A 17,318-nucleotide genomic window follows, 5' to 3' on the forward strand; every position below is an offset into this window, starting at 1 on the left:
TTGGAAGAACCGTAGATTTTAAAAAATTGCCGTTTTTTCCTATGGTTGCCGCTTATGATTGTGTTATTTATTTACTTTATCAATGTCAAACCTTCGGTAGCCGACTCATCGTTTGGATTATACAAATGAACTTTATGAAACAAGACTTTTGCCTGGTTGTAATTCCCTAAAAAATAGGAAGTCCAGCCGAGCATTAACAGCCCGTCGTAGCCAAACGGATATAAATCGACTACCTTTTTAAAGAGCGGATAAGCCCTGGAATAATCTTTACGACCATAGTAAACCAAACCTAAACGGTACATGGCAACGGTATTGTTTGGATTAATTTCCAGGATTTTATCGTAAAGTTCTATTACTTCGTCCCAACACCCAAGCGCAGCTTTTGGTAAAATCAATCCAAAGCGGGCTTCCTCGGAATATGGTTTTAATTCCCGCGCTTTGTTATAAAAAATGGTAGATTCGTCAAATAAACCGGCATTATAATTTAACCAACCCAGCCGCAGGTTAATTTCGTACGATGACTCATCGTATACTTTTTTTAACGGATCCATTGCAGCTTTAAAATCTCCGTTTTTCTCCGATGTGTAACTTTTTGCAAACGCGTCTTCCAAAAGTTCCTGGTTATTCTGTGCCCACGCTGAAAAAGAAAGTAGCACGAGTAGAACCAAAATGCTGTTTTTTCTCAAAAATTCCATGATATTCCTGCGGTTAAAGTGTGTTTTACGTAATTATATTCCAACGAGTTGCTTTTAACACCGCTGGTATAAACCTGATAATTTTCTTTAATATTTTGATTAATATATCTAAAAACAAGCTGGTATTTTTTCCCTACCGGAAAATACAAACTGCCCATAATCTTCTGGTCCGAGCTCCCGGGAAAATTAGAAACTACATAACCGGCCGATTCAACAAAATTGCGCATATCACCGTTTAAATATTTCCCTGATAAATGAACCGGTCCCAACTGAACACCACCAGAGATTTCAAAAGTGTTATATCCAAGACTTTCCGCCTTATCATTCCGAAAATACACCCGCGGAGTGATGTAAAAATTTGGTTTCGAAAAAGGATAATAGGTTATCCATGCCGACATTTGGGTAAAACTTACATCAGAAATATTGGCCAAGTTTATTTCTGCTCCCGGTGAAAAATTTCCAAAATGCGACCATGTAGATGTTGAAAATATAAAATCGGAATATTTTAAGTTATACAGATAAAAGGTATTCGGATCATAATTCCCTAAAATCAATTCACTATTTCCCCAAACAATACTGGCTGACGGAGAAACATACCATTTATTCCCCAACACAAAAAGAGGATTTATAAAATATTGAAATTGATTGACTTTTATTGGAAATTCATTTTTCGCCCCCCAGTAAACCTGCTCCTCTTTGTTCATTCCTAAATACGTAAAATTATGACTCAGACTAACACCCGGGGCCAGCTGATGACTCAAATCAAACGACTCAAAATGATAATTTTCCAGAAAATATGCTTCTCCGTAATCATCATCAGCAATTAACTGCTCTTGATAGGAAACTTCACGTATTTTGTCGAAATCAGGATTAAAACTGTAGCCCCCTTCAAAGGCAATCCTTGAAATTTTTGCAGGAGCATAATTTATTTTCTGCTGAAGTGCCGGCGTAAAGTCTTTGGCATATTTTAGTGCCTCCGCCGTTCTTCCACCAAAAACCAAACTGTAGTATAAATACTCCTGCAGCCAATCAAACGACTGGTCATTTTCGTACGCTTTTAAAAACCATTTTGTTGATTTCCGATACAGTTTTAAATTGTAGTAGGCAATTCCCGTACGTGCCTGTAAATAGAAAAAATCAATTCCATGATTCCGCGCTTCTTTTGAATATTTAATGATTTCAGCCCAGTTTTTTTGCTGATATAATTCATACGATTTTTTATCAACTTCAACATAGTTCCAGGTTTCCTGTGCAGAAACAGCCAGAAATAGCAGCCCAAAAACTATTATTAATCCAACTCGTTTTGACATATTAGTTTAATTTTATCTTCATTGAATTCTATATTAATTTCAATTTTTCCCTCCTGCCCTATTTTTATTTCAGCCAAAATTTTACCGGCTTCGCGGCCAAATATTTTTTTAGTTATTTCTGCGGTCATTTCAATATCTCCGGAAGACAAAATATCCCCGGATTCTTTCATTGTCAGCGCATAGTCCACTTTCAGAAAGAGAAAAACAGGCGCAATAAAATCCTGCAAAAATTTCAAAATCCCTCCAAACATCATGTTTAACGGAATACTGTCATTAATTTTGCTATTGGGCAGAAAACCCAGCGGCACTTTAAAAAGCGAAATAAAAAACCAGTAAAGTGCGGTGTTTTTAGATCCGGTGAAATTGGTAAAATAGTGCAAATCTTCATCGTTGTATAAATAAGCTTTTGCAGCATTTTGAGGGCATTGAATATAAGTCGTATTAAAAACATCGGTCTCAACTTCTAATTCGAAATTACCAGCCAGTTTTTGCCATTTTTGTTTTTTTGAATCTACTTCAACATCAATTTTTAAGCGCTGCCCCGGAATAAAATGAAATGTTTCTGAAAGAATTTCATTTTTTGAAGGATTTACAACCACCTGGTTATTCTTTGGGAAATCAAAATTTTTCTGAGTAAAACCATTTTCTTCTTTCAGCAAATAATGACCAAAAGGATAATCGAGTGTCACAGAACCAATGTATGGAGTTGTTTGAAACTGAAAATGCAAATGCGGATATGGCGAACGCCCAGAATTTCCACATCGTCCAATAATTTGGCCCTTTTTAACCTGGTCGCCGGGTTTTACTTCCACTGAATGAAATTTCAGATGGCTGAGTTTGGCAAACAGATAATCGTTGTGTTTTATTATCACCGTGTTCCCCCAATTGGCCTTTGTATTAATGTCGCCAATCGTATTATCTTCAACATTATTTACTGCCTCAACAACTGTCCCGTCGAAAGGCGCAAGTACTGCTTTCCCAAAACAAAAATAGTCTTCATGAAAATCGCCTGAGCCTTTAAATTGTGCCCCGTTTTTATCAGTAATCACAAAATCCCATGCATGACGCCAGGCTCCTTTGTGCGTATGTTCGCCATTGTGTCCCTGATTAATAGTCCACTCGCCATAAAACGGTAACGAAGCTGAAACCGGGTAAGCAGAAGGAAAACGTTTTAGGTTACCGGAATACAAATACAGATTTTTCTCTGGTTTCCCCAACTGAACAGGCGTTTCAACCAGTTTCTTGGGCCGCACCTCACGCAGTTTTAATGCATACAAAAACATCAAAACAATTACGTTGAACGGCAACGAATAGGGTGAAATTTTAAATGTTAAAAATATTTGCTGTGTGCTGGTTGTAATCAAAACCACTGCAGGAAGCAACAAAATTATCCAACCGTAACTCACTCTTCCAGGAACGAGGTAATATCCGCCAAGAGCAATTGCTGTTAAAATGTAGTTGAAGCCAATAAATGTGTATCCCAGCGAATTAAATTCGATTCCTACAAGGTGATAAAAAAGATACGCGATGGAATAACCTAAAATCGACAACACGAAAGTTATCCGAGAATAAATAAGTAAACCAATGGCAATGATAATTCCGGCCAGCAAATGGGTTTGAAAGAAAATTGCACCCAGTGAATGAAAATAAATCCGAATAAACGAAGACCGAATATGAGTTTCAAGAAAATCGTAAAAATTTACAAATGCCTGCCCGCCCAAAGCATAAAGTTCGTTGTAGGTGTAAATTCCTCGTTCACTTATATTTAAAGCCGAAAGGTCGCCCGCAGAAAGCGCGACAACCCAAATGGCTAACAAAAAAGGAACACTTAAATAGGGCAATCCGTATTTCCCCAAAACACCCTGAAAAACAACGGTTAAAAAGAACGTAAGTATGGCCGCAACCGCAATTAAAATATACAACGGCACCGATGGCTGGTAAAATAAACCAACACCCAGCCCAACCAGCAGCGCATTAAATCCATACAAGCCGGAATTCAGAAAATATTTATTGTACCCCAGAAAACGAGCCAGTGTATTTGCAATAAAAACGGAAATCAGTCCACCAATTCCCGCACCGTAATCAAAAAAACTGATTACAATTAAAAATGCGGCAAGTAGTTTTGATTTTGAAAAAAATACCTGCGCGTAACTGTTTAAAACCGAATCAACAATATCTTTCCCGTTCAAGGTGTTGTTTTTCATCCAAATTGCTATTTTTTAGGATTCATTTCGAAGCTGGTTATGGTTTCCAGTTTTTCTTTATTCCGAATAATATGCGTTTTACCCTCCGTGTCAATCAAAATAATATTTGGCCGGAATGTAATAAACTGCATCCACTGGGTCATATTATATGCGCCAACCCGTTCAATAACAAGCTGATCTCCAACTTTTACTGATGGAAAATTTATGGCATCGCGAATAATATCGATATTCATACAAAGCGGACCATAAATAGTAGTTTCTTCCAAAAAATCAGAAGTTTCCTTGGTCGGAAAAACACCCAGATTATACCAGAACGTTGTAAAAAGAATGTTTACTCCGGCATCAATTACCATCAAGCGGCGGCCAATAGACGAACGTTTGTTGGCTAAAACTGTAGTGAGTAAATAACCGGCATCGTCAATCAGTGCCCTGCCGGTTTCAAGGAAAAGAACGGGTAGATTTTCATGCGGAATTTCCGAAGAAATCAAAGCATTTGAAATGGCTTCTGCATATTCGTCAAACGACGGACAAGTTTCCGAACCCGGCATATAAGCGCCTTTTAGCGTATTTTTTGAAGCAAAACCACCGCCCAGATCAATATACTTTAACCAGTGATCAAATTTCCGGTGAGTAGCCATATAAAGATTTGCCAGTTTTGACGCAGCAACAGCGTAAGCAGAAGCGGACATAATATACGTTCCGATGTGTGTGTGCAGCCCGATTAAATCAAGACTTTCTGCCAACATTATCCGGTTAATGGCATTCCAGGCTTCTCCGTTTTCATAATTAAAGCCAAAACGGTCCCACATCGGATAAATACCAGTGTCCATATTTACCCGGATGGCAACCCGCGCTTTCTTATTTAGTTTCCGGGAAGTTTCAATCAGTAAATACAGTTCATCAAAATGATCGATGTGAATGCAAGCATTGTGGTTTATTGCTAAGGTCAAATCTTCTTCAGACTTTTCAGGACCATTAAACAGAATTTGTGAACCATTTACGCCCAGCGAGAGCGCCTTTTCAAATTCAAATCCTGAAACCACTTCAGCCCAAGATCCCTCATCATGAAAAATACTGCACACAGCATCCAGATAGTTGGTTTTGTACGACCAAGCAAACTGTACTTTCGGATAGCGGGTTTCAAATGCTTGTTTTGCCTCAGCATACGTTTCCCGAATAGTTTTTTCTGAAATCACAAATACCGGTGAACCATATTGTTCCATTAATTTTGACACCGGAATTCCATCAATTTCAGAAACTGTTTTTATTTTTGAAGGCAACCCGAATTTATTGGGCATCCCTGCCGTAATTTTACTGATAAGCGGCTTTTCATATTTTAACTTTTCCATTTTCTGTTGTTTTAAATTTCCTTGTTCATTGAAATTGCTGCAAATTTTTCGAGGTCAACAATCATATCGTACGAATAGCGAACAAACATTTTCCCAATTTTATAGGACGTCATTGGCTGAACTTCCTGCCCGAGTGCTAATTTTATTAAAGCTTCCGGAATATTTTGCCCGGCCCCAACGGCCAGATAGACCCAGGCAGGGATTCTCGGATTTATCTCAATCAAATAATACTCTCCTTTGCTGGTTTTAATCATTTCCAGTTCCATGCCGCCTTTCCATTTTGTTTTCTGAATAATAGAGCGAGTGAGTTCCATCATCTTTTCGTCAGCCAGAGTGATTCCCCCCCAGGCTTTTCCTTTGTCGGTAATATATTGTTTTCGCATCGGAACTGCCGCAATTGTATTCCCTTTTCCATCGCCCAATGCAACTACATTCACTTCAATCCCTTTTACAAATTCCTGCGCAATTACAGGGAGTCCCCATTTCGATGAAATCTTGTAAAAAGCCTGCTTTACCTGTTCTTTATTACTGGCTTCGTAAGCATCATAAAACTGGCCTTTTATCATGACAGGATAATCAAATTTGTCTTCCATGTCGGAAATCTGATTTGTACTTCCCAGGTTGATGCTTCCCGGAACTTTCACATCGTACTTTTTACCAAACTCAGGTAACTTTTCTTTTTCTCTTTCCTGAAATTGTTTCAGGTTGGGCAAAAAGGTGTGGATTCCTTTATCAAGCAACCGCTGCTCATTTTTCATAAACGAAAAAAGTTCGGCGTCGAAATTCGGAATCAGCACATCGATTTTTTCCTGTTGATGAATTTTTTCAATCCGCTCAATCAATTCGTTCGAGCCTGAAGAAGGATAAGGAATCTGAAAAATCCGGTCGCACAAACCCTCCATATAAATTCCGGGTTCAAGGTTTTCGTAAACCAACCCAATTACCCGAACATCCAACTCTTCCGATTCTTTCGCTGCGCGAATCACTGGTACTCCCGGCCCCGGATTATCTGTATTATTCAACCCGGTAACGGCCAATGTAATTTTTGTTTTTGCCATTTTGCGATTAATTAAAATCGAGCGGATCGCCCTGTTCAAGAATTTGGTGATGTTTCAGCAACGCGCAGAATTCATAAAAATCCTTCTCAAAAGTAAGGTCATCAACATCATACTTTTCAAGCATTTCCTTTTTTATAAAATCAAAATCTTTTCCTGCCTGGATATTTTTAATCAGTTCCAGGCCAAAAGGATTCAGATTAAATGAATCGCCGGTTTTTGAATTAAAAACAAACCCGTTATTACTAATCTTTACTTCTACAGCTATTTTCATTTTAATGAATTTTGAACTTTTGACACCAACTCTTCTTAAAACTTGCACGTTCAGAAAACTTTTTAAGGGGATAAAAAAAATACATCTCCTGAAGTTGATTACATTTGGCATTAATATTGTTTAACACTTTTCATAATTAACCATTTTTAATTTTTTAGTCATGAAAACAATAGCAAGTTTATTTTTAGTTTTAGCGTTTATCATTACAACATCGTGTGAAGGACCAGTTGGCCCTCCCGGCCCTCCCGGAGAACCAGGATTTGATGGAATAGATGCAGAAATCGGAACTGTTTTTGAAACCGATCCGATTAACTTTACTGCCGGAAATGAATATTCAGTTCTTTTCGATTTCCCAAGTAATTTTACAGTCTATAATGAGGATGTTGTTCTGGTTTATATTTTATGGGATGTTTGGGATGGCAAAGATATCTGGAGATTACTCCCTCAAACAGTTGTTATAGAAAACGACGGTGTTGTTCAGTACAATTTTGATTATACAGTTGAGAATGTACAAATCTTTCTGGAATGGACAACATCAGAATTGCTCCCGGCAGAAACAGATAATCAAATATTCAGAATTGCAGTTCTTCCGGCGGCATCTATGCAAGACAAGTCATTTGATATAGGCAATTTTGATTCAGTAATGAAATCAATGAATAAAAATCTGAAATCGATTAAAAAAATTGATTCTTCAATACAAATGAATTGATTAACAGATTAAACAATAATTCTAAGCCGCCCTTTCTAAAAAAGAGCGGCTTTTTATTAACCTTTATGTTTTATCTCCAAAAGCCGGTTTTCATCTAAAATGGTAATTTTATTTTTTTCCATTTTAATTATACCTGCTTGCTGAAACTCCTTTAATAACCTTGAAACGCTTTCACGCGATGTTCCAATCAACGAAGCAAGTTCGGTTTGATTGATATTCAAATTAAACTCTTTTTGATTATAAACTTCGTTCCGAAAATAATAGAGTGTATTTGCCAGTCGACCGGGCAGCTGTTGTTGTACATTATTTACCAGCCGGTCGAAATAGTTCATTTCATCTTCAAAAATATACGAGATAACTTCAGTTGCAAAGGAACCATTACTTTCAAGCAGTCTGCCAAAAACATCAAGTTCGATAAAACAAACCTGAACATCGGTTATTGCAATGGCTGAAAAATAACAGTTTCCCTGTTTGTGGCTTAAATGCTGAACACCCAGATAAGCTCCGCTTTTCGAGATATTTAAGATAAAGTCCTTTTTACCAAGACCTTTCTTCACCAGCTTTACAAAACCACTTCGTATGTAACAAATGGAATGAGCCGGTGTATTTTCTTTAAAAAGCAATTCTCCTTTTTTAAACTCGTGCTGAGAACATCCGTCTTCTAAAACAGACAATTCATTTTGATTCAAAATAGAAACAGCAGTCGATTTTATTGTACAACCCAAACATTTTTTTGTTCCCCGCTCCATTTATCTCCTTTTTTAATATGTAACAAATATCACAATAAATAAGAACAAATATCACACAACATTATGGACAAATGACCAGAATTAAATTTATTTTTACATTATGAAACAAGCATAAGTATTGGAGTTTGAAAATTTTGTCAAAGAATATACAATGCAAAATTCATAAAAAATTATAAAATGAAAAAAGAACTGTTCTTAATTGGATATAATTTAGGCATATGGGGAATTCTGGGATTCCTGGCCACTTTACTTTTTGGTTTTTTGACATGTTGTGCAAATTTACCATCAAAATATTTCTATGGTTCTCTTATCGCTTTTGCAATAATGGGAATTTCGATTACAACAGTTTGTGTAACTAGAGGTTGTAAAAAAATGAAAAAAAAATAGTTTCCTCGATATTAACTCCTTAAACATTTTTTACGTAATTAAGATTTTAAGGTTAAAGAAGGCCGCATGATAATATCCTGCGGCTTTCTTGTACCTGTATCATTTTTCCGGTATTTATTTTAGCTCTCTTATCCGGACCTCGATCTCTTTCTCTGTATTTAACAGCTCAACAAGTTCCCTCGTATCGGTTTCGCCAAAATGATACGGATACAAAATCTTTGGCATAAACATCCTGGCGGCATCGGCTGCCATATCCGGAGTCATTGTATAAGGCAGGTTCATTGGCAGGAATGCGATATTAATCTCCTTTAAATCTGCCATTTCAGGGATATTTTCAGTATCGCCTGCAACATAAACGTTTATATCGCCAAAATGCAAAACATATCCGTTCCCTTCTCCCTTAGGATGAAAAGGATTTCCTTCGCTTCGCACATGTTTAATGTTATATGCGGGAACAGCATCAACGTCGATGTCAAAGTAATTTACCGAATCGCCATTTTTTAGCACTAAGCCATCCGGGTATGTCTCTTTGCACGACTCGGTCATTACAACAACTGTGGCTTCCTTTTTTAACAGCTTAATCACGTTTACATCCAAATGGTCGCCGTGCGAATGGGTTACCAAAATCATATCAGCTTTTGGTAATGCGGAGTAATCGGCAAACATCCCCACCGGATCAATATGAATAACTTTCTCGTTAAATTCCATCATTAATGTTCCGTGGCCAATAAATGTTATCACTAAATCGCCATCCGAAGTTTTAATTGTGTCTTTATCAAACGTGGCTGCTTTTAACGAAATTCCCGCCACCAGAAGACAGATTCCAATTATTATTTTTTTCATTTTTTCAGAATTAAGTTTCATTAAAGTTATAAATTTCATGGCTTCATTTGCAAGCATTTTACACCTTTACTTTTCTCTGGTTAAAAAAAGCCATATATTGTAATCCTTAAACGACTAAAAATGAAAACATTAATTTTACTTTTACCAATCCTTTTCCTAGGAAATACATTTCAAACTGTGCCAGAGAAAAAACTTTCAACAAAAGTTTATGACTGGAATGCGTTGAAAATAGAAAAAACAAATTCCGGGGAGCGAAGACAGATCTTGGAAGGAAAAACAAATGCGTTGGATTACCTTGAAATTCACGTAACTACTTTAGATCCGGGAAATGCACCTCATGCAAGCCATGTTCATACCGACATAGAAGAATTGATAATTGTAAAAGAGGGAAAGATTGAACAAAACATTAAGGGAGTAAAAAAGATTTTGGGACCCGGTAGTGTAATCCTGGCTTTACCAGGTGATGATCACGGGATTCAGAATGCAGGAGATACTCAGGCATCCTATTATATCATCCGTTGGAAAGCCAACTCACAGGTTGATAAAAACGGCACAAAACAAAATGGAGGATCTGCCTTTTATGACTGGGAGAAAATTGCGTTTCAAACAACCAGCAAAGGAGGAAAACGGCAGATCATGGATCGTGAAACTTCACTGCTTTCGAATCTGGAAATGCATGTTACCACATTAAATGAGGGAGTTACCAGTCATGCTGAACATGTTCATTCCAATGAAGAAATTATTCTGATAATAAAAGGTGAGGCTGAAGAATCCATAGCCGGAACTCCTCACCGAATGGGGCCAGGTTCACTGGTTTTACTTACAGATGAAGTTCCGCACGGAATACGAAATGCAGGAAAAGGACAATGCGAATATTTTGCTTTTAAATGGGTAAAATAATCTATATCTTTTTTTGTGAAGTTTTTCTTCGAAAGTAATTTTCGAAAGATAAAAATTCCCAAAAAATTGAATTATTAAGTAACTTGCCGACCTAAAACCAAAAAAACTTAATAACAATGAAAAAATATTTATTTATTACTCTGTTTAGTTTCCTGATTTTAAATCTAAACGCAAAAGAATACACGGTTTCTTCTCCCTCCGGAGAATTGAAGGTTACTGTTTCTGTAGATGAAAACATTACTTACGCTGTTTCACTTAATGGAAAAGAAATCATCACGCCTTCCGCAATTTCGATGAAGTTGGATGACGGTTTGGTTTTGGGTGAAAACGCAAGAGTCAGAAAAACAAAAACAACGGAAGTAAACCAGGAAATTATTCCGGTAGTGAACAGAAAACACGCTCAAATTGAAGATCATTACAATTTGCTCACACTATCTTTCAAAAATTACTCGCTTGAATTCAAAGCTTATAACGACGGAGTAGCTTATCGTTGGGGAGTTGAGAAGAAAGAACCGTTTAAAGTTGTGAGTGAGCAGGCTACTTTTGCATTTCCGGCAAACCATGAAATTTGGTTCCCCGAAGAAGAGAGTATGTTTACTCATCAGGAGCGGATTTATGAAAGAGTAAAACTTTCAGATGTAACTCCTAACCGTTTCTGTTCTACGGGAATGCTGGTTGACTGCGGAAACAACACTAAAGTATATATATCTGAATCGGATTTAATGGATTATCCCGGAATGTTTTTAAAAGGAAGCACCGAGAATTCAAATGCTTTAGTTGGAAAATACCCAAGCGTAGTTTTGGAAACCAAACAAAACGGCGACCGTAACGTGGCTCCTACAAAATATGCCGATTATATTGCCGAATGTAAGGGAACAAGAACATTTCCGTGGAGAGCGATGATTATTACCGATGATGCCGGATTGGTAGAATCGGAAATGATTTACAAACTGGCTCCTGAAAATGTACTGGAAAATACGGATTGGATAAAACCGGGAAAAGTTGCCTGGGACTGGTGGAATGCAAACAATATTTACGGTGTTGATTTTGAATCGGGGGTGAATAACAATACATACAAGTATTACATCGATTTTGCGTCGAAATACGGATTGGAATACATTATTTTGGATGAAGGCTGGTATCACCTCGAAGACATTATGGATGTGGTTGACGACATCGATATTCAGGAGCTGGTTGATTACGGAAAACAAAAAAATGTTGGCGTAATTCTTTGGGTAGTATGGAAAGCTCTTGACGATAAACTTATCGAAGCACTTGATCAATTTCAGGAATGGGGTGTAAAAGGGATTAAAATCGACTTTATGCAGCGCGACGACCAGTGGATGGTTAATTTCTATGAAAAAATAGCGCGTGAATGTGCCAAACGCGAGTTGCTTGTAGACTACCACGGGGCCTATAAACCATCAGGTCTCGACAGAAAATACCCCAATGTAATTTCGTATGAAGGTGTAAAAGGCCTGGAAAATGCAAAATGGTCAAATCAACCAGACCCGGAACACAATGTTACTTTACCTTTTACAAGAATGGTAGCCGGGCCAATGGATTTTACACCGGGCGCAATGTTAAATGCCAACAAAACCAATTTTAACGCAGTTTTTACAGAGCCGATGAGTCCGGGAACTCGTTGTCACCAGTTGGGTATGTATGTGGTTTTTGAAAGTCCGCTGCAAATGCTTGCCGACAACCCTTCCAATTACTACCGCGAACCGGAATGTATGGAATTTCTGAAAGCTGTTCCGGCTGTTTGGGACGATACCAAAGTTTTGGAAGCAAAAGTAAGCGACTACATAGCAGTGGCCCGTAAATCAGGCGATAAATGGTTTGTTGGTGCAATGACCGACTGGGATCCGCGTACACTAAATTTGGATCTAAGTTTCCTTGGAGATGGAAATTATACAATGGAAATTTGGAAAGACGGTGTAAATGCCGATAAACATGCTGCCGATTTTTCACAGGAAAAAATAACCGTAAGCAGTTCATCAAAAGTAAAAGTAGAAATGGCACCCGGCGGTGGTTGGGTAGCAGTTATTACAAAAAAGTAAAATGTGAGATTTTAGTACCAGGATAAAAATATAATGTAAAAAAGGTTGAGTTTTCCGAACTCAACCTTTTTTATTCTGTACTCCGTATTATTAATCTCACTTTTATTCATCTGTCCATCCAAAGCTTAAACTCCCCTGCTTTGTCGCGGCTAACAATTAGTCCTTCCGAAGAAAAATTATGAAGTTTCAATTTTAGCCGGCTTGTTGAATAACTTAATATTTCAGAGATAGAATTGATATTGACCAAAAAATTACGGTTTATCCGAAAAAACAATTCCGGGGCCACTAACTTTTGTATCTGGTCAAGTGAATAATCCAGATCGTAATTCTTACCGGTTTTCGTCTTTAGAAATGTTGAACGTTCTTCAACAAAAAAACAGGAAATATTTTCAACCGGCACTGATTGAAAGTGAGTTCCTATTTTCACCAGGAACCTCGATTTATAAGTCTTTGCCATGTGCTCAAACACTTTCGAAATATTTATTTCTGTTTGTTTTGCAGTATAAATATTCCTGTATTTACGCAGCGAATTTTCAAGGGCAGCTTTCTCAACCGGTTTTAAAAGATAATCCACACTGTTTACTTTAAACGCCCGAATGGCATATTCGTCAAATGCAGTGGTAAAAATAACCGGGACTTCAATTTTTAAGGTGTCAAAAATTTCGAAGGATATGCCGTCATCAAGTTGAATGTCCATAAAAACAAGATTGGGCGAAACATTTGCAGAAAACCAGTTTACCGATTCCTCAACCGACTCCAGTACTTTTAAAACTTCAATGCCGGAATCGACCTGTTTTAAAAGCCGCTGTAGTTTTTCAGCAGCCAAACGTTCATCTTCTACAATTACTACTTTCATATGGATTCAATCTTAACAGGAATTTTTACAACAAACTCACTTTCAGTTTCACGAATTTCCACCTCCTGGTTTAGTATTAATTTACACCGTTCATTTAAATTTTTCAGCCCTATTTTAGAGGATTCTTCCCATCTTGTTTTCTTTTGTAAATTATTTCGAATAACCAACTTGTCCAATCCATCAGTGCGAATGATAATTTCCAACGGATTGTTGCGCGTTGCAGAGTTATGTTTTAAGGCATTTTCAACCAGAAGTTGTAAAGAAACCGGTAGCACTTTGGCTCCCGGCATTTCACTGATTTCAATTTTCAAATCAATCTTTTCTTCGTCTCTTATTTTCCGCAGGTAAAAATAGTCTCTTACAAAATCAATTTCTTCAGAAAGCGGCACCAGCTCTTTTTCTTTATCACGAAGAACATAACGATAAATATGTGACAGCTTTTGAATAAATTCTTCTGAAAGATCAGGATTTTCGCGAACCAACGATGAAAGTGTGTTCAAACTGTTAAAAAGAAAATGCGGGTTCACCTGGTTTTTTAAAGTTTCGTACTGAAAAACGAGCTTTTCCCGTGTGAGCTTTTGCTCGCGTTGCAAAGCTTCTGCCCATTGGACGTAAAAAAAGAAAAGCGCACCCAACGAAAAACCAATAAGTGCGGCCGTTAAAAAACCTTTCATCTCTATTTCTCTCAACCCGATAAAATAGTAACTAAAGTCAGCGCCGTTTAACACAAAATTTGCGGTGTAAACCGTCATAAAAATTACAAACGCAATAGCCAAAACGGCAAGGTAAAACTTTAACAAACGCGAAACCATTTTACGTTTGTAGTTAACTGATTCTCTTTTTATATCTCTGAAAAAACGATTTCCCAACCACAGAAATATTTCAAGCTGAATATAGGTCAAAACCAACATGTTCCATAAACCAGAGCCGAACAACTTTCCGCGAAGAACCAAACTAAAAAAAAGCGAGATACCCAAAGCTCCGCCAAAAACTTTTAACCGGGTAAAAAATATCTTCTTTGAAACTTTCACATGTTCGTTTTTTGGTGTTTTAACTCAATATTACCGGAAATAAAATTCAGCAGAAAAACCGGCATTTGAAAATAAATCTTGCTGAATCGTAAATTTTAGACGCTTATTCGTAAAATGAGAGGACTTTCCGCTTGCTAAAATCAAAACAGGCAATTAGTTTTATAACACAAAATTAGTTTAGAATGAAAACTTTACACCTCATTTTTTTAATTTTTCTTTTTAGCGGAAAAGGATTTAGTCAGCCTCCCATCCCTGAGACTGAATGGAAACATTATTCTTCGGAAAACGGAGATCTGGAGGTTCCCAACGGCAGCGAACAACAAACAAGTTGCGCTGTTTTTGACATCGACAAAGACGGAATAAATGATTTTATTGTCGCTGAGCGAGTGCAGGCGCCGGCAGTAGTTTGGTACAAAAAAAACGGAGAAAAGTGGGACAGATACATTTTAGATGCCGGGCTTTTGCGAATTGAAGCAGGTGCAGCAGTTTGGGATATTGATAACGATGGTGACCTGGATCCCGTTTTTGGTGGCGAATCCCGCTCCAGCGAAGTATGGTGGTGGGAAAATCCATATCCCGATTACAGTCCGGAAATACCCTGGAAACGCCATACCATAAAAAAATCGGGCGCCACCAAACACCACGACCAGCTTTTTGGGGATTTTGACGGAGATGGTTCAATGGAGCTGGCATTCTGGAACCAGAATGCAAATACGCTATTCCTGGCTGAAATTCCGAAAAACCCGCGAGAAAGTGAAGAGTGGGAAATGATTCCGATTTATTCCTACGCAAACGACAGCGAAATGCAACCTCCGGGTGAAATGCCAGGCTGGAAACGTGTAAATGAACACGAAGGGCTGGCCAAAGCCGACATTGACGGAGATGGTATTACCGATATTATCGGCGGAGGCCGGTGGTTTAAAAAAATAGGAGACAAAAAATTGCAGGAAAATATTGTAGATGCCTCTTACTCTTTCTCTCGTTCTGCAGCAGCACAACTTATTGAAGGTGGACGACCGGAAATTGTACTTGTGGTTGGCGATGGAATTGCTCCCATGTTTTTGTATGAATGGCAAAACGGAACATGGAAACGAAAAACTTTAATTACTGAAATTGACAACGGTCATTCGATAGAAATTATTGATTTTAACGGCGATGGACACCTCGATATTTTTAATGCAGAAATGCGGTTTAGCGAACAGCACAATCCTGACGCAAAACTTCGGATTCTACTTGGCGACGGAAAGGGAAATTTTACCGACTATATAATTAACGAAGGTTTTAGCCACCACGAAGCTAAAATTGCCGACCTTGATGGCGACGGAGACTATGATATTCTTTCAAAACCCTACGCTTTCCGGGCCCCGGGAATCGATATCTGGCTGCAAAATGGCACAAACAAAAAATAACAGAGAAAAATGGCTTACTGCGAATATCTGGCCGACCGTGTCCGCAATTCATTAAAAGGAAACAAAATAGGATTTGAAGAGAAAAAAATGTTTGGTACCCTTAGTTTTTTTGTGGATGAAAAATTGTGTGTTGGAGTGTCCGGAGAAGAGTTATTGGTTCGTATTCCTCCGGAGGATCAAGATAAATATTTGCAAAATAAAGATTGCCGTTTGCTCGATGATTCCGGCAAGTCGATGAAAGGGTTCCTGTTAATTAACGCTGAAGCAGTAGATATGGATGAGGATTTGGATAAATGGGTAAAACGTTGTCTGGAGTTTAACCCAAAAGCAAAATCGGGCAAAAAGAAAAGAAGTATGTAGATTGTTGGTTTTTACCAAATTACTTATCTTTATAACTGCCAAAATCTTTTAAACCAAATAAAATGAAACGCCTTCTTCACCTTCTGTTTTTGTTTTCAATGTTTATTTCCTGCAATGAAAAAAATGATCAGTTAATCAATACAGAACCAGAACCAGAGTTGGAGGCTGAAGTTGTTGATTCTTCTTATGTAGGATTCAATATGTATTTTTTGAAAGATGAAAGTTTAACAGGGGCCGATGTTTCCAATGCAGACATAAATAAACTGGAATTACTAAAACCACCATTTGTAGCTCAGGGGAATATTGAATTGTACGACACTTCTGTTCATGCCATTTATTTGAACAAATCCGTAGATTTTCCAGAGTTAGGAATATCAGTTTATGGAAGACCTTTCGTGGTCGCAATTGATTCAGTTCGACATTATACTGGCGTAATTTGGCCCGGGTATTCTTCGACAAGCTACAAAGGACCCGTTATTGATGTTATGCCAAGACTTTATCCACACGATATTATAAAAATCTCAACAGGTAGAATTCCGATGGAACATGATTTTCGCATGAACGATACGATTATTCAGACTTTAAGAAATTATGAGATTTTCCATGCCGGTATTGATTGTTCTATCGATTCTGTAAAAATTATCGAAAACGATTCAATAAACAATCGTTGCAAGCTGCGGTATACTTTCACCATTAAAAATAACGACGAATTAAATCTTTATGTTTTTGATCCTCTGATTATGGGAGAAGCACATTTCCATTACTACCATAATGGAGTGTTTTTAAGAACTACAGAAAAAATTTATCAGAGCACAAGCGGTTCACAGGCTCCTGCGGAAAGTGACAACCCACTGGATTGGATGATAAGATTAAACAGTGGTGAAACAATAACCCGAACTGTTCAAAAATCGGGATACCCTTTTATTCCCAAAGGGACTTACGAATGTGGATTCCGCTTTTCGGGAATATTCTCCCTTAAAAAGCCGGACAGGGAAAAGCCGGATGGCAGAGTTTGGATGGGAGACAGACTGGCAAAAAGTTCAGCAATAATTAACTGATTCTTTAAATAAAAAAAGCTGCCCAAATCAAATCGAACAGCTTTTCAAGTCATATTTTTACATCTT

Annotated in this window: 17 protein-coding genes; 7 read left to right on the top strand and 10 right to left on the bottom strand. The window is 37.7% G+C overall.

The features are described from left to right. Positions 1-71 precede the first annotated feature (71 nt). From K5G00_RS12410 to K5G00_RS12440, 6 genes are read right to left on the bottom strand one after another with little or no spacing between them, the layout of a single operon-like run. Positions 72-695, bottom strand: coding sequence for a tetratricopeptide repeat protein (locus K5G00_RS12410; protein ID WP_238766482.1), 624 nt, complete (start codon positions 693-695; stop codon positions 72-74). After that, the gene (locus K5G00_RS12415) at positions 683-2,005 is read right to left on the bottom strand and encodes a tetratricopeptide repeat protein (protein WP_238766483.1); all 1,323 of its coding nucleotides are present in this window, start codon (positions 2,003-2,005) and stop codon (positions 683-685) included. The genes K5G00_RS12410 and K5G00_RS12415 overlap by 13 nt, the downstream gene beginning before the upstream one ends. Next, positions 1,984-4,209 carry an urea transporter gene (locus tag K5G00_RS30050; protein ID WP_317235544.1) on the bottom strand — a complete coding sequence of 742 codons (2,226 nt, stop codon included), beginning with the start codon at positions 4,207-4,209 and terminating at the stop codon, positions 1,984-1,986. The genes K5G00_RS12415 and K5G00_RS30050 overlap by 22 nt, the downstream gene beginning before the upstream one ends. Before the next feature lie 8 nt (positions 4,210-4,217). Then, a complete protein-coding gene (locus tag K5G00_RS12430; RefSeq protein ID WP_238766484.1) occupies positions 4,218-5,558 on the bottom strand; it encodes an alanine racemase in 1,341 nt (446 codons plus the stop codon). 11 nt (positions 5,559-5,569) lie between these two features. Further along, the gene (locus tag K5G00_RS12435) at positions 5,570-6,616 is read right to left on the bottom strand and encodes an ATP-grasp domain-containing protein (RefSeq protein WP_238766485.1); all 1,047 of its coding nucleotides are present in this window, start codon (positions 6,614-6,616) and stop codon (positions 5,570-5,572) included. A gap of 7 nt (positions 6,617-6,623) precedes the next feature. Beyond that, complete coding sequence (locus tag K5G00_RS12440) at positions 6,624-6,887, bottom strand: PqqD family protein (RefSeq protein WP_238766486.1); 264 nt, start codon at positions 6,885-6,887, stop codon at positions 6,624-6,626. Positions 6,888-7,047: 160 nt separating this feature from the next. On the opposite strand from K5G00_RS12440, the gene K5G00_RS12445 reads away from it, so the two are divergent. After that, on the top strand, positions 7,048-7,596 hold the full coding sequence (locus tag K5G00_RS12445) for a hypothetical protein (protein ID WP_238766487.1): 549 nt from the start codon (positions 7,048-7,050) through the stop codon (positions 7,594-7,596). Between the two features lie 56 nt (positions 7,597-7,652). Here the strand turns inward: K5G00_RS12445 and K5G00_RS12450 are convergent, their stop codons facing one another. After that, positions 7,653-8,345: a Crp/Fnr family transcriptional regulator gene (locus tag K5G00_RS12450; protein WP_238766488.1), complete on the bottom strand. Its 693-nt coding sequence runs from the start codon at positions 8,343-8,345 to the stop codon at positions 7,653-7,655. A 177-nt stretch (positions 8,346-8,522) separates the two neighbouring features. On the opposite strand from K5G00_RS12450, the gene K5G00_RS12455 reads away from it, so the two are divergent. Continuing rightward, the gene (locus tag K5G00_RS12455; protein WP_238766489.1) at positions 8,523-8,732 is read left to right on the top strand and encodes a hypothetical protein; all 210 of its coding nucleotides are present in this window, start codon (positions 8,523-8,525) and stop codon (positions 8,730-8,732) included. Between the two features lie 114 nt (positions 8,733-8,846). Here the strand turns inward: K5G00_RS12455 and K5G00_RS12460 are convergent, their stop codons facing one another. After that, the gene (locus K5G00_RS12460; protein WP_238766490.1) at positions 8,847-9,575 is read right to left on the bottom strand and encodes an MBL fold metallo-hydrolase; all 729 of its coding nucleotides are present in this window, start codon (positions 9,573-9,575) and stop codon (positions 8,847-8,849) included. A 120-nt stretch (positions 9,576-9,695) separates the two neighbouring features. Here K5G00_RS12460 and K5G00_RS12465 point away from each other — a divergent pair, with 120 nt between their 5' ends. Then, positions 9,696-10,475, top strand: coding sequence for a cupin domain-containing protein (locus tag K5G00_RS12465; RefSeq protein ID WP_238766491.1), 780 nt, complete (start codon positions 9,696-9,698; stop codon positions 10,473-10,475). Positions 10,476-10,591: 116 nt separating this feature from the next. Further along, complete coding sequence (locus K5G00_RS12470; protein ID WP_238766492.1) at positions 10,592-12,538, top strand: glycoside hydrolase family 97 protein; 1,947 nt, start codon at positions 10,592-10,594, stop codon at positions 12,536-12,538. 106 nt (positions 12,539-12,644) lie between these two features. Here the strand turns inward: K5G00_RS12470 and K5G00_RS12475 are convergent, their stop codons facing one another. Beyond that, a complete protein-coding gene (locus K5G00_RS12475) occupies positions 12,645-13,394 on the bottom strand; it encodes a LytR/AlgR family response regulator transcription factor (RefSeq protein ID WP_238766493.1) in 750 nt (249 codons plus the stop codon). Beyond that, entirely contained in the window at positions 13,391-14,425 is a 1,035-nt protein-coding gene (locus tag K5G00_RS12480; protein WP_238766494.1) for a sensor histidine kinase, read from the bottom strand. The genes K5G00_RS12475 and K5G00_RS12480 overlap by 4 nt, the downstream gene beginning before the upstream one ends. A 182-nt stretch (positions 14,426-14,607) precedes the next feature. On the opposite strand from K5G00_RS12480, the gene K5G00_RS12485 reads away from it, so the two are divergent. The 3 genes from K5G00_RS12485 (at position 14,608) to K5G00_RS12495 (ending at position 17,252) form a co-directional block, all read left to right on the top strand. Next, positions 14,608-15,834, top strand: a complete 1,227-nt coding sequence (locus K5G00_RS12485; protein WP_238766495.1) for an FG-GAP repeat domain-containing protein — start codon at positions 14,608-14,610, stop codon at positions 15,832-15,834. A 9-nt stretch (positions 15,835-15,843) separates the two neighbouring features. Then, positions 15,844-16,194: a TfoX/Sxy family protein gene (locus tag K5G00_RS12490; protein WP_238766496.1), complete on the top strand. Its 351-nt coding sequence runs from the start codon at positions 15,844-15,846 to the stop codon at positions 16,192-16,194. Positions 16,195-16,256: 62 nt separating this feature from the next. Further along, entirely contained in the window at positions 16,257-17,252 is a 996-nt protein-coding gene (locus K5G00_RS12495) for a hypothetical protein (protein ID WP_238766497.1), read from the top strand. The last annotated feature ends 66 nt before the right edge of the window (positions 17,253-17,318 follow it).

This window comes from Maribellus maritimus (genome assembly GCF_022267315.1).
GTDB lineage: Bacteria > Bacteroidota > Bacteroidia > Bacteroidales > Prolixibacteraceae > Draconibacterium > Draconibacterium maritimum.